Annotated in this window: 15 protein-coding genes; 7 read left to right on the forward strand and 8 right to left on the reverse strand. The window is 69.0% G+C overall.

Translation table 11 applies throughout. The annotated features are described in order from the left end of the window. Window positions 1-11 precede the first annotated feature (11 nt). Window positions 12-173 (reverse strand): hypothetical protein, encoded by a 162-nt coding sequence (locus WHN02_RS15245; RefSeq protein ID WP_434739403.1) that lies wholly within the window; start codon window positions 171-173, stop codon window positions 12-14. 890 nt (window positions 174-1063) lie between these two features. On the opposite strand from WHN02_RS15245, the gene WHN02_RS15250 reads away from it, so the two are divergent. Further along, window positions 1064-1432 (forward strand): hypothetical protein, encoded by a 369-nt coding sequence (locus WHN02_RS15250; RefSeq protein WP_434739404.1) that lies wholly within the window; start codon window positions 1064-1066, stop codon window positions 1430-1432. Further along, entirely contained in the window at window positions 1429-1836 is a 408-nt protein-coding gene (locus WHN02_RS15255; RefSeq protein ID WP_434739405.1) for a Fur family transcriptional regulator, read from the forward strand. Before WHN02_RS15250 ends, WHN02_RS15255 begins: the two co-directional genes overlap by 4 nt. 89 nt (window positions 1837-1925) lie before the next feature. Here the strand turns inward: WHN02_RS15255 and WHN02_RS15260 are convergent, their stop codons facing one another. Both WHN02_RS15260 and WHN02_RS15265 read right to left on the reverse strand, forming a co-directional pair. Further along, window positions 1926-4784: a BTAD domain-containing putative transcriptional regulator gene (locus WHN02_RS15260; protein WP_434739406.1), complete on the reverse strand. Its 2859-nt coding sequence runs from the start codon at window positions 4782-4784 to the stop codon at window positions 1926-1928. Between the two features lie 232 nt (window positions 4785-5016). After that, entirely contained in the window at window positions 5017-8124 is a 3108-nt protein-coding gene (locus tag WHN02_RS15265; protein ID WP_434739407.1) for a hypothetical protein, read from the reverse strand. A gap of 148 nt (window positions 8125-8272) precedes the next feature. Here WHN02_RS15265 and WHN02_RS15270 point away from each other — a divergent pair, with 148 nt between their 5' ends. Further along, window positions 8273-9013 carry a hypothetical protein gene (locus WHN02_RS15270; RefSeq protein WP_434739408.1) on the forward strand — a complete coding sequence of 247 codons (741 nt, stop codon included), beginning with the start codon at window positions 8273-8275 and terminating at the stop codon, window positions 9011-9013. Here WHN02_RS15270 and WHN02_RS15275 read toward each other — a convergent pair. Continuing rightward, window positions 9003-9284, reverse strand: a complete 282-nt coding sequence (locus WHN02_RS15275) for an AMP-binding enzyme (RefSeq protein ID WP_434739409.1) — start codon at window positions 9282-9284, stop codon at window positions 9003-9005. The two genes, WHN02_RS15270 and WHN02_RS15275, sit on opposite strands and share 11 nt — an antisense overlap. A gap of 110 nt (window positions 9285-9394) precedes the next feature. Next, on the reverse strand, window positions 9395-9796 hold the full coding sequence (locus WHN02_RS15280) for a YunG family protein (RefSeq protein WP_434739410.1): 402 nt from the start codon (window positions 9794-9796) through the stop codon (window positions 9395-9397). Between the two features lie 247 nt (window positions 9797-10043). Between WHN02_RS15280 and WHN02_RS15285 the strand changes: the two genes are divergently transcribed. Beyond that, window positions 10044-10778 (forward strand): hypothetical protein, encoded by a 735-nt coding sequence (locus WHN02_RS15285; RefSeq protein WP_434739411.1) that lies wholly within the window; start codon window positions 10044-10046, stop codon window positions 10776-10778. A 210-nt stretch (window positions 10779-10988) separates the two neighbouring features. On the opposite strand, the gene WHN02_RS15290 is transcribed toward WHN02_RS15285, so the two are convergent. After that, window positions 10989-11144: a hypothetical protein gene (locus WHN02_RS15290; RefSeq protein ID WP_434739412.1), complete on the reverse strand. Its 156-nt coding sequence runs from the start codon at window positions 11142-11144 to the stop codon at window positions 10989-10991. A gap of 181 nt (window positions 11145-11325) precedes the next feature. After that, entirely contained in the window at window positions 11326-12120 is a 795-nt protein-coding gene (locus WHN02_RS15295) for a glucose 1-dehydrogenase (RefSeq protein WP_434739413.1), read from the reverse strand. Window positions 12121-12242: 122 nt separating this feature from the next. On the opposite strand from WHN02_RS15295, the gene WHN02_RS15300 reads away from it, so the two are divergent. Together WHN02_RS15300 and WHN02_RS15305 are read left to right on the forward strand one after the other, a co-directional pair. Further along, the gene (locus tag WHN02_RS15300; RefSeq protein WP_434739414.1) at window positions 12243-12863 is read left to right on the forward strand and encodes a TetR/AcrR family transcriptional regulator; all 621 of its coding nucleotides are present in this window, start codon (window positions 12243-12245) and stop codon (window positions 12861-12863) included. Between the two features lie 195 nt (window positions 12864-13058). Beyond that, complete coding sequence (locus WHN02_RS15305) at window positions 13059-13397, forward strand: YciI family protein (protein ID WP_434739415.1); 339 nt, start codon at window positions 13059-13061, stop codon at window positions 13395-13397. 169 nt (window positions 13398-13566) lie between these two features. Here the strand turns inward: WHN02_RS15305 and WHN02_RS15310 are convergent, their stop codons facing one another. Continuing rightward, window positions 13567-14142, reverse strand: coding sequence for an NADAR family protein (locus WHN02_RS15310; protein WP_434739416.1), 576 nt, complete (start codon window positions 14140-14142; stop codon window positions 13567-13569). Between the two features lie 275 nt (window positions 14143-14417). Here WHN02_RS15310 and WHN02_RS15315 point away from each other — a divergent pair, with 275 nt between their 5' ends. Continuing rightward, complete coding sequence (locus tag WHN02_RS15315; protein WP_434739417.1) at window positions 14418-19868, forward strand: DUF3320 domain-containing protein; 5451 nt, start codon at window positions 14418-14420, stop codon at window positions 19866-19868. Window positions 19869-19949 lie beyond the last annotated feature (81 nt).

Here is a 19949-nt window from a genome sequence, read left to right on the forward strand (position 1 = left end):
AACAGCGGGATTCAGCTCGGAAGCGTCGCCACGGCCCGGACGACGTCGAACGGCCCGACGATGGCCTTGAATCCCGCCGTCGACACCTCGGCGAGAAGCCCGGCGGGGGAGAGGACCTGCCACCGGTATTCGGCGGTGGTCTCCCGGACGAGCCGGTCGGATGCGTCCAGCATGCGAAGTCCGGACCCGCTGGCTGCGCGCCGCCGCTGCCGACGTGGGTGTGGGCACCCACGCGTACCCGCACGAACGCCGTCTCCGCCATCTCCACGGGTTCGACCGGGGACTGCGGGCTGACCACCAGTGGTGCACCGGGGGCGAGCCGCTCGGCGACCCGTCGCCACAGCGTCCGTCTCGCCGCCGGGGCGAGGTGCCCGATCATGTTGATGGCGACGACAGCGCCGAGCCGGGCGGGCAGGGCCACGGCTTCGGCGTTGTGCGCGCCGGGCGGGCCTCGGCGATCCGCGACCGCTGCTGCTCGGGCCGTCGTGGTGTCGATCGGGCCACACGAGGTACGACCGGTCGAGCACCGGTTCCCAGCCTGTTCCCGGGCTGCGTCGAACGTGCCGGCCCGGTCGTCGAGGGTCGATGCAGGACCGTCGGCGCACGACGAGCCATCCAACCTCCGGCTTGAAAGCAATGGTGCCCCTTTGCAGGAAATTGCCCAGAGGTGCGGGTTCCTGCGGGGTGACCGTCCATGCGTGGTGAGGCGATCACCCCGCTTGAGCCGTGGTGGCCGCCGGTAGCGGCCACCACCGCCCTTCGGACGGTCGACCTGCGCTCGGTGGCAGCAGTGCTCCCGCCACCTTCCCGGACCTGTAGGCAGGGCTGCCGCATGAAGTGATCATCCGGGCTCAGGCCGATGTGAAAACGACAACCAATAGCGATATGCTTTCGGTGGCTCTGGAAGGAGGCGGCGATGGCGAGGCGGAAGTCGTCCCGGTCGGCAACTTGGTCCCGGCAGGGGCGCTGGGGGGCGGACACACCCTCGTTCACCCCGCACGGAGATGTGGTGATGCCGCACCGGGCTGGCGTGCACCCCAATCTGTGTCGGGACCGTGAACGGGTGCTCGATGTCGGCTGCGGCCGGGGGTCGGTCCTCCCCGTTGCCGAGGCCCGGCCCTTGACGGCTACCGATCTCACCCCGGCGACGGCGGCGTTCACCGCTCGGGACGTCGCCCGGGCCGGCCTGCAAGCGATCGTGACGGATGCGGGACTGATGGCCCCCACCGTCGCCAAGTACCGGGACGAGACGATGGGATCGCACGGCGGTCGGGAACTGCTGCGCCACCTTCCGTCCAACCGCATCGAGGCAGCCTCCGTCGATGCGGCACAAGCGCTGGCATCCGTCCGAAACACCGGCGGTGAACTGTCCCTGACCGACGCGGTGCGCATCACCATCACGGGCTTCGGGCCCGGTAAGGGCACCCGGTGAGTACCGGGCCGCTGCCGGGAACGGCCCGCATCACCCGGCAGCGGACGCACCTCATCGAGATGTTGGCCCGCTCCGAGGGGTTCCGCAGCGCCCAACGCCTGTACGCCGACCTGCGTGACGGGGGAGTGTCCATCGGTCTGACCACCGTGTACCGGATCCTTCAAGCCCTGGTCGAGGCGGGGGATGTGGACGTGATGCGGCTGCCCTCGGGGGAGCAGTTGTTCCGCCGGTGCAGCCGTACCCACCATCACCACCTGATCTGCCGGCACTGCGCGCGGACCGTGGAGATCACCGGCCCCGCCGTGGAGTCGTGGACCCACTGGGTTGCCGACCGGCACGGCTATACCGACGTGAACCACACCCTGGAGATCATGGGTACCTGCGCCGCTTGTAGCCCTTGCTGACGGTCCGTTTCTGGCCGATGACCCCCGAATGCGGTGATGGTCCAGGTGCGGTGGTCGTAGACGATCCAACACCCAGGATCACTTGTCGTTCACTCCACGTGTCGACACTGCGCCGACTCGTGCTCCCTCCGTAGCAGCGACACCAGCTCCGCCCACCCCAGCCCGTTGCCGTCGGCGAGCCCGGCCCGGTACCGGTCCTCGCCCAGTGCTTCACGGACGGCCTTGGTGTCCCGCGGGGCGTCGAAGGGGTCCATCCGTTCCGGGTGGTAGCCGATGGGGGCGCCGAGGGCTTGCACCGCCCCGATCAGCACCGCCCCCGTCGGCGCTCGTCCGGTCCGGGCCAGTGCCCCGGCCAGCGAGTGGACGAGCGCCAGCCAGCTGGCACGGTCGTCGCCCGGGTCTGTTTCCAAGGTCAGCGAGTGGAGGGTCCGGACGGCCTGTTCCGGCCGCCCCTGGTCGATGCTGACCTTGCTGTCCGCCCAGGCCGAGGAGAGCACCGCCCACCAGTGTCCGGCGGTGCGGGCCAGCCGGTTCGCCTCGGCCAGTTCCCGGTGCGCCCGTTCCGGATCTCCGCAGACCCGGCTGACCTGTCCGCGTACGGTCAGTGCCTCCGCGCGCAGGCCGGGCTGGTCGACCGCCTCCGCCAACGCGACCGCCTCGTCGGCCAGGGGCAGCGAGCCGGCGACGTCTCCACCCATCATGGTCATCGACGCGAGGTAGATGGTGGCGGTGGCTTGCGTGTCTCGTGCGCCGACGTGCTGACTGAGCTGCGCCGAGGTGCGGAAGGCGTTTGCGGCGGCGACGTGCTCTCCTGCCAGGTAGGTGACCCCGCCGACGGCCAACAGCAGGCGGGCCCGCGCGAAGGTCAGGTCGTCCTGGGCCGGGGTTGCACCGCCGATACGGTCGAGCAAGGCCGCGTCGGTGGCACGAGCCCAGCGGGTTCCCTCGCTGATCTGCCCGGTACGGAACCAGAACCACGCCAGGGCACCGCAGATTCGGGCTGCACCGAGGGCGTCCCCGGCTTCCAGTGCCGACTCGACGGCTGCGGCGATGTTGTCCCGTTCGCGTCGCAGTCGCTGTATCCAGTGGGTGCCGTCGGCGGTCAGCAACCGTTGCTCGGCCTCCTCCACCAACCCCGACAGCCAGATCCGGTGCCGCGAGCGGGCCGCCGCGCGTTCGGGGCGGGACACCGACCTGTCCGCGTAGTGGCGGATCGAGTCCAGCATTCGGTACCGGCGTGGGGTGGTGCCGGGGTCGACCGCGACCAGCGACTTGCGGACCAGTCCGAGTAGTACGGGCAGCACTCGGGGCACCTCCGGCCCGGTGCCCACCTGTGTGGCGGCGTCCAGGTCGAACCCGCCGTCGAAGACGCTGAGTCGCCGCAACAGCCACTGCTCGGGTTCGGTGAGCAGGTGGTGGCTCCACTCGATGGTCTGTTCCAGGGTGGCGTGTCGGTGCCCGTCGGGTCGTCCGCTGTCGAGGAGGGCGAACCGGTCGTCGAGTTGGGCGGCGATCTCCGGTAGGGACAAGGCCCGGACCTGCGCTGCGGCCAACTCGATGGCCAGCGGTAGGCCGTCCAGTTCCTGGCAGAGTCGCCGGGCGACCGGTCGGTCGGCCTCGGTCAGCGGGCTGTCGGGCAGCACCACCGCCATCCTGGCGGCGAGGAGCGCCACCGCGTCCTCCGGTGGAAGTGACGTCAGCTCCAGCAGGCCCTCGCCTGCGACACCGAGTGGCTGCCGGCTGGTGACCAGTACCCGTACTCCCGGTCCGGCGGCGACCAGGGCGGTGGCGACCTCGGTGACGGCGTTCGGTAGGTGCTCGGCGTTGTCCAGCACGATGAGGAGGTGCCGGTCGGCGAGAACGGTGGCCAGTTCGGCCACCCCGGGCGGGACGGGTAGACCGAGGGCGTCGGCGACGGCGCGGGCCACCAGCGTGGCGTCGCGGACCCCGGCCAGCTCGACCAACCATGGACCGTCCGGGTCGGAGCGGTTCCGGGCCGCCTCCAGGGCCAACCGGGTCTTACCCATGCCTCCGGGGCCGACGACGGTCACCAGGCGGTGGGCGGTGAGCAGGCCGGCCAGGCGGTCGAGTTCCGTGCGTCGGCCCACGAAGGATGAGAGGGCGGCGGGCAGGTTACGGCTGGACGGCGCGGAAGGTGCGGCAGGTGGTGTGCCGGCGGGTGAGGTGAGCGTGTCGTCCTGGTTGAGGATGGCCTGTTGCACCCGGAGCAGGCCCGGCCCGGGGTCGGTGCCCAGTTCGGCGGCGAGGAGGTTGCGGGCCTCGCGCAGCACGCCCAACGCATCGCCCTGCCGGCCGGCCCGGTAGAGGGCCGATGCCAGCAACTCCCATCCGCGTTCCCGTAGTGGGTGCTCGATGACCAGGGCCTCCAGCTCGCCGACAGCGGTGTGATGGTCGCCGACTGCCAGCATGGCGGCCAGGCGCAGTTCCCGTGCCACGGCGTGCAACGCGTCCAACCGGGCCACCTTCGAGACAGCGAACGGTGCGTCGGTGAAGTCGCCGTACGCCTGGCCGCGCCAGAGCGCGAGCCCGTCGTCGAGCTGGCGCAGGGCGGCGGTGGGTTCGGCACGTTCCAGGTGACGGCCGCCCTCGGTGACCAGCCGGGTGAAGCGTTCGGCGTCGACGGCGTCCGCGGCGACCCGCAGGGCGTAGCCGGGTCCCTCCCGTACCAGGAGTCGGGCGGGGGTGCGGGCCTGTCGTCGCGGCTCCAGTATCCGCCGCAGCGTCGCCACGTATCCGAAGAGGGTGGCCATCGAGGGCGGTTCGGTGTCGCTCCAGACCTGCTCTCGGAGGCGCTCGGCGGAGACGATGCTTCCGCGCGCGGCCAGCAGTGCGGCCAGGACGGCCCGCTGGCGACGTCCCCCGAGGTCGACGCCGTGGCCGTCGACCTCCGCCACCAGCGGACCAAGAACCCGGAACTGGACCTGCATCCGTCCTCCAACCCGTTCCGGTGGGGTCCCCTCGCCCCGGTACCGGTTTCGGTTGAAGATCAGATCAGACCTGCACAGGATGTTTCCAGTCCGGATCCGGCCGGTGACCCGACCTGCTCGGGATGCTGTTGGTCGGGTCCCTCGTCAGGCCTGGACGGGATCTCGGGCCGGAGGTGGGTGTCGGGCCCGGTCGGTGGGTCCGACCCCGGATCCGAGGTCGGACCCACCGACGTCACGGAGTGGAGATCTGCGTGGCGATGCGGTTCGCGGTGTCGATGCTGCGTATGGCCAGGTCCACCGCCGGAAGCCCTTCGACGTAGTCACCGTCGTCGAGTTTCTTGGACCAGAAGTCCAGGCGCTTGTACATCTCGTCGGTCCGGTAGTAGGTCAACCACTCGGCGCAGTAGGCGATCGGGTCGGTGCTGACCGGGTTGTGGCAGTTGATCATTGTCTGCCCGGCCTTCGGCCCCTCGATCTCCGCCTTCAGGGTGCACGGCGACTTGCGGTCCGCGCAGTAGTTCGCGCGGGCCTTCTCGAACGACGCCGTGATCATGTTCCGGCCGTCCAGGTCCGACGGGAAACGTTCGGTCCCGAGCACGTTGAGGGCGAGGAGGTCGTCCTGGGCCAGCGCGGTGCCGAACCCCAACTTCAGGTACGCCCGCATCAGCCGGGACTGCGAGGTCAGCTGCTTGTTGAGGCTGTGCAGGGTCTGCACGGCCGGGTTACTCGGGTTCGGGTTGGTCAACTCGCCGGTGACAGTGGTGTAGTAGGCGGCAGCCTGCCCCCGGAACCAGTTCCGGGACCGCTGCTGGGCCTCGGCCGTGTTGTCGACGGAGGTGGCGGACTGCTCGAACTGCGACCGGTAGGTGCTGTTCCACCTGGCCAACTCCTGGTCGGCGAAGCGGCACTCGCTGCCGGGCAGGGTCTCGTGCACCCGGCAGACCACTCCCTGCGGGAAGACCTTGCTCCACTCCCGCACCGTACGGGTGCCACCGTCCCACCGCTGCCGGACCACGAACTTGAACTCCAGGTCGGCGGTGGTCACCTCCCAGCCGCCCATGTGCCTCGTCAACTGGTTGATCCAACCGGACTCGTGGCAGAGGGTGACGGCCGCGTCGGGCTTGCCGTACTGGGCCACCCACAGTTCCTGAGGCAGGTCGGCGTACTTGACCTGGGCCGGTCGGGTGAGGGCAGCCGAGTGACCCGAGCAGGAGGGGACGGTCGCCGGATCCGCGGTCGGCTTCTGGCCCGTCGGCACCGCCTGGGTGGGGCTGCCGAACATGTCGTGCTCGCGCCCCTGCCGGATCTCGTCGCGGATCACCGCCATCCGCTGGGCCATGTGGAAGGCCGTCCACCGGTACGCCATCACGACGTCGTAGACGAAGTTGTTCAGGTAACGCGGATTGTCCCCGGTCGGCTTCCGTGGCTTGCTGAACGTGCGTACCGCGTTCTGGATGTCCTCACCGGACTCGACCACCGCCTCGGCCTGGCCCTGGACCCGGGCGGCGTGCTGCGGGTTCTGGGCCAGCAGCATCTGGTAGCCGGTCGCCCCGAGCAGCCACGCCTCGGCGTCCGCCGGTCGGTCGACGTTCGGTGCGGTCAGCCCCAGGTTGTCCCGGGCGTACTTGTGCAGATAGCCGATCGAGCCGTAGACGCCTTTCAAGTCGAGGGCGGTGTCCGGGTCGGTCTCGGTGAGCGGGGCGGTGAAGACAGTGGCCTTCGCCTCGTCGGTGATGTCGAACTGCAGCGCGTTGGAGACCGGGAGGTAGTCGCGCTGGTAGTCCATCTCGATGCCGGACCGGGCCGTGTACCCGACGTAGCTGTTGATCAGCTCCTTTGTCTCATTGATCTTGTCTTCACGCTGGTTGGTGAAGATGGCGTTGCCCCAGAGGTCGATCCGCTCGGTGATCCGGGCGAGCTGGGTGTTGATCTGCCGGAGCTGGGCGTTCGTCGCGTTCTGCAACTGGATGACCGTCTCGAACTGCGTCATCATGTCGGCGTAGATGGTCGTCAACGACGTCTCGATCCGGTCGAACCGGCTGTGCATGTTCGTCTCGAACCTGACCACCTGTCCCCGCAGTGCGGCCAACTCATCCAGGATCTGCTGCTCCGGGGTGGCCCCGCCGGCGAAGACCGGCAGCAGCGCGGAGATCGCCCCCAGGACGTTCCCGGTGAGCGCCAGAGTGCTCATCGAGGTCAGGGCCTGAGCGAGCCCCTTGGCCGCGATCGTCGGCAGGTACTGGTTGATCGCCGAGGCGATCTGCACCGCTGCCCCGCCCACCCCGGCGACGATCTCGCCGGACCGCTTGTCTGCGAAACCGACAAGGGTCGACAGGATCTGCACGGCGCTCGCCGCACCGCTGATCCACTCCTGGGCGGCGGCGGCCTGCTGCACAGCTGCCTGGTGGACCGCCGCGTCCGGTTTCGGACCGTCGTTGCTCAGCGGAAAGCGTGCGGCCAGGAACCGCAGAGCCTCGTTGTAGTCGGTGACCTCCCCGTTGATGTCGCCGAGCAGCTTCTTCAGCTGCGCCATCGCCTCCTCGAGGTATCGCGTCTGGTTGGCCTGGTTGTCGAGGATGGCACCGATGTTCATCCAGTTCGCCATGTGCGGGTCGGCGGCGAAAGTGTCGGTGAGCGCTGCCGCGTCCACGTTGTAGTGGACTCCGAAAGCGGCATTCCACGCGTTCTTGAAGGTGGGGTCGACCAGGGCGATGTTGTGGACGTACTGCCAGACCCGGTCCTGGGCGGTGTACTGCTGGAGGAACCAGGAGTGCTGGAACTGGGCGGCGGTGATCTGGTCGACCATGCTGCCGTAGTTGCGCAGCTGGGTCCCGACGGTCGACTCCAGGAGTTCCTTCATCAGCGGGGAGGCCACCGCCCCACCGGGCGCGAGAGCGGTCAGCTCCAGCAGCTTGATCGCGAACTGGTAGGCCGGACGTTCCAGGTCGGCGGCGGTGAGGCTCTCGGTGTAGTGCTGCCGCAGCACCGTGACATGTTGCAGGAGCTGCTGGTAGGTCGCGCCGGGGTTCTGCTGCCGGTAGGCGACCATGGACGCGCTGAGCATGAGGTCCTTGAAACCCGAGGCCCCGTCCATCCGTGCCCGCATGTGGTTCGTGAACAACCGCTTGCGCAGCAGGGGATCGTCCACGGTCACCTCGACGGTCCCGTTCGCGGCGGCCGGGGCGACGGCGACGAATCCACCGCCGCCCAGCACCACCACCGCCAACATCGCCGCGAGCAACCTGCGTAGTCGCGCAACGAACCCATCAGCTCGAACCAGGTAGCGTCGCAGCTCCTGGACCGGATCCGAGTCAGCCCGGTCGGCTACTCGTCCTCTCATTGCCGTCTCCCCAATCCTCGCGGTCACTGACGACCGTCGCCCCACCCTCGATCACGGCGTTGGGAAGCCGATGGGATCCGAATGGGAAGCTGACGGGGTACCAGGTTCATCCCGCTCTGCGCCTCTGCGTCGCTGATACGCTCCGCCGGTGTTCACGTCGGACAGCCGGGCGAACGTACGCCGCCGGCTCATCGAGGGCGCACACGGCGATTCCAGGATCACCGCCGCTGCCCTGACCGGCTCGGCTGCCCACAAGACCGAGGACGCCTGGTCCGACATCGACCTCTTCCTCGGGGTGAGCGGCGGGGCGACCGCCGAGGTCCTGAACGACTGGACCGGCTATCTCTACGACGAACTCGGGGCGGTTCACCACTTCGACCTGGTCGCCGGGCCGGCCACCTACCGCGCGTTCCTGCTCGACGACCTTCTCGAGGTCGACCTCGGCTTCACTCCGGCGAGCGCGTTCGGCCCGGTGGGTGACGGCGCGTTCGAGGTGCTCTTCGGTCAGGGCGTAGACCGTAAGCCGGCGGTCACCGACACCGACCACCTCGCCGGCCGATGCTGGCACCACGTGCTGCACGCGTACGTCTGCATCCAGCGTTCGGCGGCTTGGCAGGCCGAATACTGGATCAGCGCGTTGCGGGACAACACACTGACGCTGATGTCCCATCGGCTCGGTCATCCGGGCGACCATCTCAAGAGCGCCGACCGACTTCCGGTCGAGGCGAGCTCCCCGCTGCGCGAGGCACTGGTCCGCAGCCTGGACCACCCTGAGTTGTCTCGGGCTCTAGGGTCCGCCACCCACGCCTTCGTGGCCGAGTTGCGTCACCACGACGCCCGCCTCGCAGCAGTGTTGGGGCCGCGTCTGAGCGACCTCGTCAACGGCTGACCTCGGCTGCCAGGCGTCGTCGGTCGATCTTGCCGTTCGGGTTGAGCGGCAGGCTCGACAGCCAGACGAACCGGGCCGGCACCATGTACGGCGGAAGCAGCTCACTCAGCGCCAGGCGCAGCGCAGAGGCGCCGTCAGGGACGCCGGTGTAAACGGCGCAGAGCGTACGCTCATCGCGCTCCGTGACGACGACCGCGTCCTCGACTGTCGCCTGCCGACGCAGCACCGCCTCGATCTCGCCCGGTTCGACCCGCCGCCCACCGAGCTGCACCTGCCGGTCGAGGCGACCGAGATGAACCAGCTCACCGACTGGCAGACGGCCGGCGCGGGGAGCCGTGCAGGGACATCATGGACGGCTGTCGGGTGCGTGGTCCCGGCCGGTCACCGGTCCCGACCGGTGTCGGTTCGGTCGCCGAGGTCGGTGAGGACCCGCTGTATCAGCATGTCGTACTGTTCGCGGCACCGTCGGGGGGCACCGGGTGGCCGGTGTTGTGTCTGGCCGCCGACGATGACCTCCTCGGGCCGGAACTGGTCGGCGGTGAGGTCCACGTGACGGCCGTCGGGTAGTCGGTTCCAGTAGTGGTGGCCGACCTTGGTGCCGTGGGCGAGGACCTCGCCGAGGATCAGGTCTCCTCCGAGGTGGTCCTGGACGATGAGGGCGGTGACTCCGCACTGTCCTCGGGCGGGGTTGTCCGGCCGCCAGTCGGGTAGGTCGTGGGGGTCGCAGGTGTCAGCGGTCCAGGTGGCGCGCAGGATCGGCCGTAGTGTTTCCAGGTCGAGCATCCGAGGTCTCCACTGGTCGATCGCGTGCGGGACGTTCTCGATCAGGGTGGGTCCTCGACCTGATCGAGGGTCGACCACCGCTGTGCCGACATCAGACTTCGAGAACACGGCCCGGATCTCACAAGTCGATCAGCGGCAGTGCCAGGGACCTGACAATCAAGCCGAGGGTACGAGGAGCCGCTGACCCATCCTCCTAGGACGCTTAGGGGTTGTGCGTCAGGCGCTACCTTCGGTCTACTGTCGACTCGTGCGTACCGACGACGGTCGATCTCTGTCGCTGTTCCTGGCCGCCTGGTTGGAACCGGTGGCCTTCGCCCGCTGGCGGGCGGCTCAGGTGACCGAGCTGCTCACCGACCGGATCACCAGATGGGCGACCGAGCAGCGGTGGCAGGTCCGCCGGGAGGTGCCCTCCGTGGTGGAGTCGGCGACCCGGCCGTCGGGGGTCGGGTATCTGGACCTGCTGTGCCGCCGGCCGGACGGGACCAGGGTGGCGATCGAGATCGACCGGACCGACAAGATCCGGTCCCGCAGCAAGCTTCAGCACGAGGTGGCGGCGGGTGCACTCGGATTGTGGGTGCAGTGGGGTGCGCCCCGGTGGCAGCCCGCACCGGCCGGCGTCCACATGGTGCGCCTGGACGTGCGCGGCCACCACGACGTCGCGGTGGGCAGAAAGCTCTACACCCGGGTACCGCCGTCGGCGCTGCCCGCCCCCGCCCACGGGCCGGGGATACCCCGACCTGCCGCCCCCGCCACCCCACCACCGTCGACGCCGTCACCGCCGCCGGTGGGCGGGTGCGCAGGAACGACCCGTACCGGTCACCCCTGCCTGATCGAGCCCCGACCGTCCGGGCTGTGCCACGTCCACGATCCGGCCGTGCAGTGCGGGGCTCCGGTCAAGGGCCGACGTTGCACGGCGGCCACCGGCGGCGGCCCGTGTGTCCACCACCGTGGCCTTCCGGCCGAACCCCCGGCCCTGTTCTGAACGGCAGCCGTCGGGGAGGTCGACGGCCTTGAGGAGGCCTGCACGGGCAGCAGGTCGTGGACCGTATGCAGGACCCGTGCGGGGTGGACCATGTGGTCCACGGCGGCGGAGGGCCTACACCACGCCGATATCGGGCCGGTCGGGGCTGGTCGAGGTCGGCGTGGTCGACGGGGTGCGGCCGAGACGGAGTCGTCCCGGCCGCACATCCCGTCAGAGGTTGTTGATACGCATCACGGTGGTGGCGGTGTCACCGCGCGCCGCGCGATCTCCGGCTGCCGCTGCCTCTCCCGGGGTGGCGCCACGGGACATCGCCCTGGCCACAGCCTCGTTGCGTTGCTGTTCGATCTTCCTGCTGCGCCTCTTCATGAACCTGCTCCATATAGACATGTGTCGGACTTTCCCACCCGTGGGCTGTGGCAAACGGGTACTTGCCGCGTGCACCGACCGCCCTGACGTCTGCGGGGCGGTGTTCCGGAGGTCGACGTGGGGCCACAGGTGGGCCAGGTCGTCGTCCGGAAGGTCCCAGGGCAGTGCCGGGGTGGTTTCTTCAGGCGGCCTCGGCGACGCCCGCCGGTAGTGCCGGGCCGAGCAGCAGGCCACCGTCGAGCACCAGCTCGGTGCCGGTCACGAAAGACGCCTCCGGTGAGGTCAGGTAGAGCAGTGCCGCGCTCACGTCCGCCGGTACGCCGAGGCGGGGGATCGCGAACGGTGCAGGGTCGTAGAAGTCCGAGATGGGCCGCTCACCGGGGGCCGCCGGTTCGTGGATCAGCTTGGTCGAGATGACACCGGGGTGGATGGCGTTCACCCGGATGTTGTCGCGGCCCAACTCGAGGGCGGCGCTCAGCGTCAGGCCCCTGACCGCCCATTTGCCGGCGACGTACGAGGCGTAGAGGGCGGTTCCCCCGTACCCCATCGTGGATCCGATGTTGACGATGGAGCCGCCGCCGGCCCGCCGCATCGCCGGGGTGACGGTCTTGATGCCGAGGAACTGGCCGGTCACGTTGATCGCGAAGGTACGGTCCCAGCGGGCCTGGTCGGTGGCTTCGATCGTGGTGGCGGAGTTCTGGACGCCCGCGTTGTTGACCAGGACCGTCAGCGTGCCGAAGGCCTGCTCGGTGGCGGTGACGGCGGCGGTCCAGTCGTCCTCGCTGGTGACGTCGAGGTGGACCGCGAGGGCGCGTTCGCCCAGCTCCGCAGCGAGCTGCGAGGCCTTGCTCAGGCCGCCTGCCGTGCTGCCGACGACGACGTTCGCGCCCTCGGCGTGGAAGGCCCGTACGTGACTCTCGCCGAGTCCACCGGTACCCCCGGTGATCAGCGCGGTCTGGTGGGTGAAGCGTGCCATTTCTACCCCCTCGGTAGGCTGATCTCAAGGTGAGCTGACCGGCTCACCTTGCCATCGCACGCTACCGGTTGGGGTGAAGGTGAGTCAAGTGACTCACCTCGCCAGCGGGCATACTGGGACCCATGAGCACCGAACCCTCGGCGTACCACCGACGCGTGGCGGAGGAGAAGCGCGCGGCCATCCTCACGGCCGCCACCGGCCTGTTCCTGACATCCGGCTACGACAGCACCTCGCTCGCCAGGATCGCGGAGGCGGCGGGGGTGTCGAAGGCGACCCTCTTCAAGCAGTTCCCCACGAAGGCGGCACTCTTCGACGCCATCGTGACCGAATCCTGGAAAATCGAGGATTCAGGCGGCCCGGACCCGTCCGTCGAGGACCTGCGGGCCGGCCTGACCGCGATCGGTCACCGGTACGTCGACCTGCTCACCCGCCCCGGGATGACCGCACTGTTCCGCATCGTCATCGCCGAGCTGCCACGCTTCCCCGAACTCGGGGAAGCCCAGTTCAGCCAGGGGAAGATGCCCTACTTCGAGTCGGTCAGCCGATACCTGACCGCCGCACACACCGCCGGGTCGGCGAAGGTCGAGGACCCCACCCTCGCGGCGACCCAGTTCCTCGGCATGATCTCCAACTTCGTCTTCTGGCCCACCCTCCTGCTCACCGACTGGGCGCCCGAGCCCTCCGCGATCGAGCGGGCCGTGACGGAGGCGGTGGACACCATGATCGCCCGATACCGGCCCTGAACACGGCAGAAGGCCAGGACCCTGGCGCAGGGACCGCCTGGTCGATGGGTTCGCCCCGGCCGCCGGCTGTGCAACGGTGCAATCAGGAGCCTGGGCGGTCCGGGGGAACGCCTGAGGTGCACCAGGTGGCATCACGTGGGGAGCCGGGGCGACAGACCGGCGTCCCGAGGATCTCGACAGGGAAAGGTGCAGCCCATGCCCATGTTCATCACCATCGGCTACGGCGATCGGGCCGGGTACGACCGAACCGACCCATCGGTCCGTGACCGGGCCCACGCGCACGACGAGAAGCTGCAGGGAGAGGGTGCACGCATCGGCCGAGCAGGGCAGCCCGTGCAGGTGCGAAACCCCGGAGGGCGCGGCGTCAGACGCGACGAGGGTGCCTACCTGCGCTCGGACCTGCCGGTCGCGGGCTTCATGGTGATCGAGGCGGACAGCCTTGAGGACGCCATCGCGCTGGTGGCGGACACCCCGTGCGCGGTCGCCGACGGTGTCGTGGAGGTCTGGCCGATCGAGCGCCCGCCGGGAGGGTGAGGCGAGAAGACCTCGGCGCTCCGGCCCGCCGGTCAGCGGATTGGTGTCACCGAGGATCGTGGTGACCACCTTCGGAACCGCGCCGGCTGGGGGAAGCCTTCGCCGAGGTCTACCGCAAGGTCCTGCCCGAGTCGCCGGTCACTTGCCGGCGGCGACCAGGTACGGTGCCCTACCCGTCGGTCCGTTCCTGTTCACGCAGGATCACGCGGGCCTGCATGAGCGCGAAGCCGAGCAGGTTCAGCCCCTGCCAGCGTGCGGGATCGGCGGCGTACGGATGGTCGGCGGCCACACCGATGCCCCAGACCCGATCCAGCGGGCTGGCCTCCACGAGCACCCGCTCGCCGGTGTCGAGCAGGTAGGCGCGCAGCGCAGGGTGCTGGCCGAACTTCGCCACGCTCCCGGCCACCACGATGTCGTACCGGTGCTGCTCCCACCTCTGCTGGTCGAATCCGGTGACCTGCCGGCCCAGCGTCTTCGCCGCACGCGGATGCGCCACCGTCAGGATTCTGGCGGCTGTGGCGTGGTCGTCGAAGAGGGTGGCCTTGCGCCACATCATGTAGTGCTCGGCCGTGGCGAAGCGCTGCCCGTCGACGGTGAACGGTGCCGGCCACCACTGGCTCAGGCATCCGGCCCCGGTGCTGCCGTCGTGTTGGGGCCGATGGCCCCAGAAGAACAGGAACCTCATCCGGGTGCCCGCACTCATCGCGTCGGTCAGCTCGGCGACGCTCTTCACTGGCATGATCATGTTTGCGATTGTCCGGCAGCAGCGGTTTCCACCGCACCGCCATTTCCGGGCTGATCCCGGCCACGCCGCCGGTGCCGTCGCGCGCCGTCGGATGGGGTTGACCCTGCCCGTCCAACCGACAGCACCCATGCGCGGGCGCTACTCGGCGTCACCTGACGCCTTTGCCCAGGCCCTGGCTGGTTCAGGGGTTTGGTAGTTCCTGCACCACCATGTGGCGAGCGATGCAGCCAAGGAGCGGATATGGGCTGTCGGCAGACTCTGCGACGATGCCCCTCGTGGGGATCGACAAGGGCATGTTCGCCGGTGACGCGCACCGTGATGACATCATCAACGCACTCGGGGTCTGGCGTGACAGCCTCGTCAACCTGACCGGCGCCAACCGCTTGATCAACTTCAAGGACTCGAGGACCGGAGCGGTCCAGATCAGCAACCCGACGGGGCAGGAGATCCTCGACGGGCTGCGCGCCCGTCGTCCCTGGTCTTTCCAGGGCACTCGCGATGCTGACCAGTCGTTCGAGGCGGCGGAGGACGAACCGCTCGACCTGCCCTCCGGTAGCGTGCTGCACAGCCCGAAGGTCGACAAGGACCTCGCGCCGGTGCTGCGCAGCCTCATGCGCAAAGCCAGGCAGGAATACCTCGACCGCGGTCTGTCGGTGCTCTACCTGGCTCTCGGAATGCTCAACTGGCGGGACACCGATGACACGTCCCTGGCCAGCCCGCTACTGCTCATTCCGGTAGAGCTGACTGTGACCGGTCCTCGAGACAGGCCCCGACTGCGAATCGGCGAGGGCGATCCCGTGCTCAACCCGGCCCTCGCGCTGCGCATGCAGGACTTCGGGATCGCCCTGCCCGCCATCGAGGACTTGGCTGATCTGAGTATCGAAGCGCTGTTCTCCCAGATCGAGCGGATGGCTCGTGGGCGCGACGGTTGGAAGGTCACCGACACCGCCGTACTGTCCTGCTTCTCCTTCCACAAGGAGGCGATGTACCGCGACCTGCTCGAGAACGAGGAGCAGGTGATCGGCCACCCGGTCGTGCGTGCGCTGGCCAGCCAGAACGTCGCCGATCAGAGCATGAGTTTCCACTTTGACGAGATCAGCCCACAGGACATCGACCGACACGCTCCGCCGGAGGACACTCCGCTCGTCCTCGAAGCCGACTCCTCACAGCGAGCCTGCGTCGCGGCTGCGGTCGCCGGCCGCAGCTTCGTCATGGACGGCCCGCCCGGCACCGGCAAGTCCCAGACCATCGCCAACATGATCGGCGCACTCCTGCACGCGGGAAAGACCGTCCTGTTCGTCTCGGAGAAAGCCGCCGCGCTCGAAGTCGTCCGCAACCGTCTCGCCGAGGCCGGCCTGGACAACTACCTACTCGAACTGCACAGTCACAAGGCCAGCCGTAAGGAAGTCGCGACGGCCCTGGCTCAGGCCCTGGACAACGTCCCGGTGCCGCCGGCGGGCATGGACACCATCAGCCGCAAGGTGCTCGTCGAACGGCGTGAACAGCTCAACGCGTACGCGGACGCGATGAACAGGATCCGTGAACCCCTCGGATACAGCCTGCACGATGTTCTCGGCCTGATCGCGAACCTCGATCACATCCCGGCTGCCCCGACGCCTGACCTGCCTCCTGTCAGCCTGACCCCCGAGGGCCTCAACGCCATCCGCGACGCCGCCCGGCGAGCAGCCCGGGCCTGGCGGCCCGCATCTCAGGGCCAGAGCTTCCTGTGGCGCGACGTCATCGACAAGGCATCGCTGGACACCCGCCTCTACCAGGCGAAGCTGGCACTCGAAGAACTCGAGGGGATCACGGGGTTCAACCGGCTCCTCTCCAACGCCTTCGGGATCATGCGGCCGAGTGACACACCCGCACTGCTCACACTGCTTGCGCAGAACGCGAACCGTCCGGACGAGGCGCTCGACGGGTGGCTGACCGAGCCCGACCTTGCCGCGCTCACCGGAGTGGCCGACTCTCTCGCTCTCGACCTGGCCGCTATCCGCGACACCGCCCAGGCCGCACGTGCACACTGCGGCGTGGAGTGGGCGTCGCTACCTGACCCGACGCAGCTACCACCGTCGCCGACCGTTGCGGACCTCGCTCCCGCGCCGCTGGCTCTCGCCGGATTCGACGGAGAGACCGCACAGGGCTTGGCCGACCGATTCACCGCGGACGCCGAGCGGCTGGAAGCCCGACTGCGGTCACTCGCCGGGTTCACCGACCGGATGCAGTTGCCGCCGGTACGGACGATCCAGGACGCCACCAACGTCCTCACCCTGGCAGGCCTCGCCTACGCGCGCCACCGCCCTGAACGAGCCTGGCTCGCCGCTGACGGCCCCCAGACCGTCACGGCCGCCGCAGCCGTCCTTCGGCAACGGATCGCTGCCCTGGACGCGGCAGAGGCAGCCGCCCGCGTCTACTTCACCGACGCGGCGCTCGACGAGCCCCTGTCCGAACTGCTCGACAGGTTCACCAACCTGTACAAGGGCCTGCGAAAACTCCGAGGCCAGTACCGGCGGGACAAGAAGATCCTGGCCGCGTTCACCGCAACCGGTGTCACCGTGGACGCTGCCATCAGCCAGTTGGGGCTCGCGGTCGCGTGGCAGCAGGCCCATGCCGGCCTTGACGCCGCCGCCACCGCCAACGCTCATGCACTCGGCTCGTACTGGAAGCAGCGCACCACCGACTTCTCCGCCCTCGACGAGGCCGTCGGGTGCGCTGAACAGGTCCTGCGCCTGGCCCCTCCCGGCGCGCTCCCGGTGGTGGCCGAACACGTATGCGATCCCGATCCGTCCGCTGTGCTGCGCGACCTCATCGGGCACGTCCGCGCCGACCTTGACCAGTGGCGCACCACGCTCGCACCGGCACCGGCCCCCGCGGCCAGCCCGGACCTCCTTCTCGAGCCGCTCGCCGAGGTGGTCGCCTGGCTACGCGGCCACGTCCTGCCGCTGCGCAGCGCCGCTACCCGAGCCGGGGCTGTGAGCGTGGCCACGGGGCGAGCGCTGACTCTGGCCGAGGCGGACGAGGTGCTTCGCCACCGGCAGGCCGCCGCCGCCGCGGAGGCGGCACTGCACGACCGCGCGGACACCTACCGGGCGGCGTTCGGTGACGTCGCCTACCGGGGCACGGACACCGACGAGGCCGCGCTCGCCGCCGCGCTCGCCTGGGCACGAGCCACCCGCAGCGCCCGTACCGGCTTCGACGACGCCCTGACCGAGGAGCAGGTGAAGGCGTTCGCCGACGCCCAGCCCACCGGGAGCCTCGCCGACGCGTACGCCAGGTGGGAGAGTGCGCTGGATCGCATCGTCACCGCTTTCGCCGCGTCACGGCACACCGAACTATTCACCGAACTGGACGACTACCCCACCGGAGCGGGGTTCCTCGACGAGTTGCGTCGCGACAGCAGCGGGCAGGACGAATGGTTCTCCTACCAGCAGGCCCGTGAAGACCTGGCTGTCCACCACCTCGACGCCGCTGTCGACTTCTGCATCAACCAGGCCGTCACGGCGACCCAGGTGCCGCAGGTGGTCGACCGGGCGCTGCTGCGTGCCTGGGCCGATCACATTCTCCGCGACGACAGCGCACTGATACCCCTGCGGGCTCAGGACCGCGAGGCCTTGGTCGAGGAGTACCGGCGGCTCGACCGGCAACTCGTTCCAGCCGCCACCAGCGACATCATTCGCGCCGTCAACACCCGCCGGCCGGCCTCCGTGGACGTCGGAGAACCCGCGATGATCCGCCGCGAAGGCATGAAGAAGACCCGGCACCGTGCGGTACGAGACCTCATCCGGTCGACCCGCAACGCCACGCTCGCGATCAAACCGTGCTTCATGATGTCCCCGTTGGCCGTCAGCCAGTACCTGCCGTCCGACATGACGTTCGATGTGGTGATCTTCGACGAGGCATCTCAGGTGACCCCAGGCGACGCGGTCAACTGCATCTACCGTGGCAAGGCCCTGATCACTGCCGGAGACGACCGCCAGCTGCCGCCCACCTCCTTCTTCGACCGGATGGCGGACGACGGCGGCGAGGACGCTGCCACCGACGTCAGCGACTTCCAGTCGATCCTCGAACTGTCGAAGGCCTGCGGTGCGTTCCGGAACCTCGCCCTGCACTGGCATTACCGCAGTCGGCACGAGGCGCTCATCGCGTTCTCCAACTACGCCTTCTACGAAGGAAAGCTGGTCACCTATCCCAGCGCCCAGACCGACGGACCGGACGTGGGCGTGGAGATGTTCCATGTGCCGGGCGTCTACCGGCGTGGGACCAGCCGCGACAATCTCGTCGAAGCAGCGAAGGTCGTCGAGCGCGTCCTACACCACTACAGCACCCGGCCGAACTCGACCCTGGGCGTCGTCACCTTCTCCGTCGCCCAGGCCGACGCCATCCAGGCGGCCCTCGATCGAGGCCTGATCGAGCGACCCGACCTCGAGCGTCACTTCGACGGTGACAGGCTGGACGGCTTCTTCATCAAGAGCCTGGAATCAGTCCAGGGCGACGAGCGCGATGTCATCATCTTCTCCATCGGGTACGGCCCGGACGAATACGGCAAGATCACTAGTAACTTCGGTGCCCTCAACAAGCCCAAGGGGTGGCGGCGCCTCAACGTGGCGATCACTCGAGCACGTCAACGTATCGAGATCGTCACGTCCATCCGCGCGGGCAACGTCCCCGACACGACGAACGAGAGCGTCCGCCACCTCGCCGCGTACCTGGACTTCGCCGAGCGCGGCATGGAAGCCCTAGCCCTGGACATCGGTCCGAGCGGACGTGGCACCGACAGCCCGTTCGAGGACTCGGTGATCGATGCCATCCGCTCGTGGGGCTACCTCGTGGAGCCGCAGGTCGGCGCGGCGGGCTACCGCATCGACATCGGCGTCCGGCATCCCGCTCAGCCCGGCGTCTTCGTCCTCGGCGTCGAGTGCGACGGCCTGATGTACCACTCCTCCCCGGCGGCACGAGACCGCGACAGGCTACGCGACCAGGTGTTGCGTGGACTGGGCTGGAACCTGCACAGGATTTGGGGCACCGCCTGGTACCGCAACCGCCAGCATGAAGGCGAGCGGCTTCTCGCTGCGATCACCGAAGCCGTCGCCGCACCCGTTCGTGGCAGGCTCTCCACCCCCCACGACGTCATCGAGCGCCCCGTGATCCGGACCGCCGAGGTGGATCGGGACACGGTGCCTGAGTGGACGTCGCCGTACCGCAAGGCCGACGTCACACCACTTCGCCGCTGGGTCGACCCCTCCGACCCGGCCAGCCGCTTCGACATGGCAGGTGGCATCGAGGAGGTCGCCGTCGCCGAGGGGCCGGTTCACATCGACGTCGTTCTGCAACGACTTCGGGACGCCTGGAACATCGGGCGAGTCGGTAGCAAGATCCGCGCCAACATCGACGCGGCGATCAGGTCGGCCCACGTCATCACCGACGGTGACTTCCTCGACGTCGCCGGCCGCCCTGTCGTCAGTGTCCGCGTCCCGGCCGACGGTGTCCAACGCCAGGTGGAACACGTGGCCGACGAAGAACTCGAACTAGCCTTCACCAACCTCGTCAAGAGCGGCGGTACGGTCAACCACGACGACCTGACGGCTGCCGCAGCCCGCCTGTACGGCTGGAGCCGTCGCGGCTCGGGGATCAACGCCCGACTGGCAGCGGTCATCGACCGCCTGCTGGCTGACGGAACACTCATCGGAGACGCAACGGCGCTATCACTCAACCTGAAGGATTGAGCCACCCGCCGCAACGCTTCGATACTCAGGTGACTCTTCGGCAGGATCGGGCACTACGATGCCCCGCATGTGGTGGGAGAC

Source organism: Micromonospora sp. SH-82, assembly GCF_051132485.1.
GTDB lineage: Bacteria > Actinomycetota > Actinomycetes > Mycobacteriales > Micromonosporaceae > Micromonospora.

Bases quoted from the DNA above. Each gene is read 5' to 3' on its own strand.
- WHN02_RS15245 (WP_434739403.1), bottom strand. From the start codon at position 173: ATGCTGGACGCATCCGACCGGCTCGTCCGGGAGACCACCGCCGAATAC.
- WHN02_RS15260 (WP_434739406.1), bottom strand. From the start codon at position 4,784: ATGCAGGTCCAGTTCCGGGTTCTTGGTCCGCTGGTGGCGGAGGTCGAC.
- WHN02_RS15265 (WP_434739407.1), bottom strand. From the start codon at position 8,124: ATGAGAGGACGAGTAGCCGACCGGGCTGACTCGGATCCGGTCCAGGAG.
- WHN02_RS15280 (WP_434739410.1), bottom strand. From the start codon at position 9,796: ATGCTCGACCTGGAAACACTACGGCCGATCCTGCGCGCCACCTGGACC.
- WHN02_RS15290 (WP_434739412.1), bottom strand. From the start codon at position 11,144: ATGAAGAGGCGCAGCAGGAAGATCGAACAGCAACGCAACGAGGCTGTG.
- WHN02_RS15295 (WP_434739413.1), bottom strand. From the start codon at position 12,120: ATGGCACGCTTCACCCACCAGACCGCGCTGATCACCGGGGGTACCGGT.
- WHN02_RS15300 (WP_434739414.1), top strand. From the start codon at position 12,243: ATGAGCACCGAACCCTCGGCGTACCACCGACGCGTGGCGGAGGAGAAG.
- WHN02_RS15305 (WP_434739415.1), top strand. From the start codon at position 13,059: ATGCCCATGTTCATCACCATCGGCTACGGCGATCGGGCCGGGTACGAC.
- WHN02_RS15310 (WP_434739416.1), bottom strand. From the start codon at position 14,142: ATGATCATGCCAGTGAAGAGCGTCGCCGAGCTGACCGACGCGATGAGT.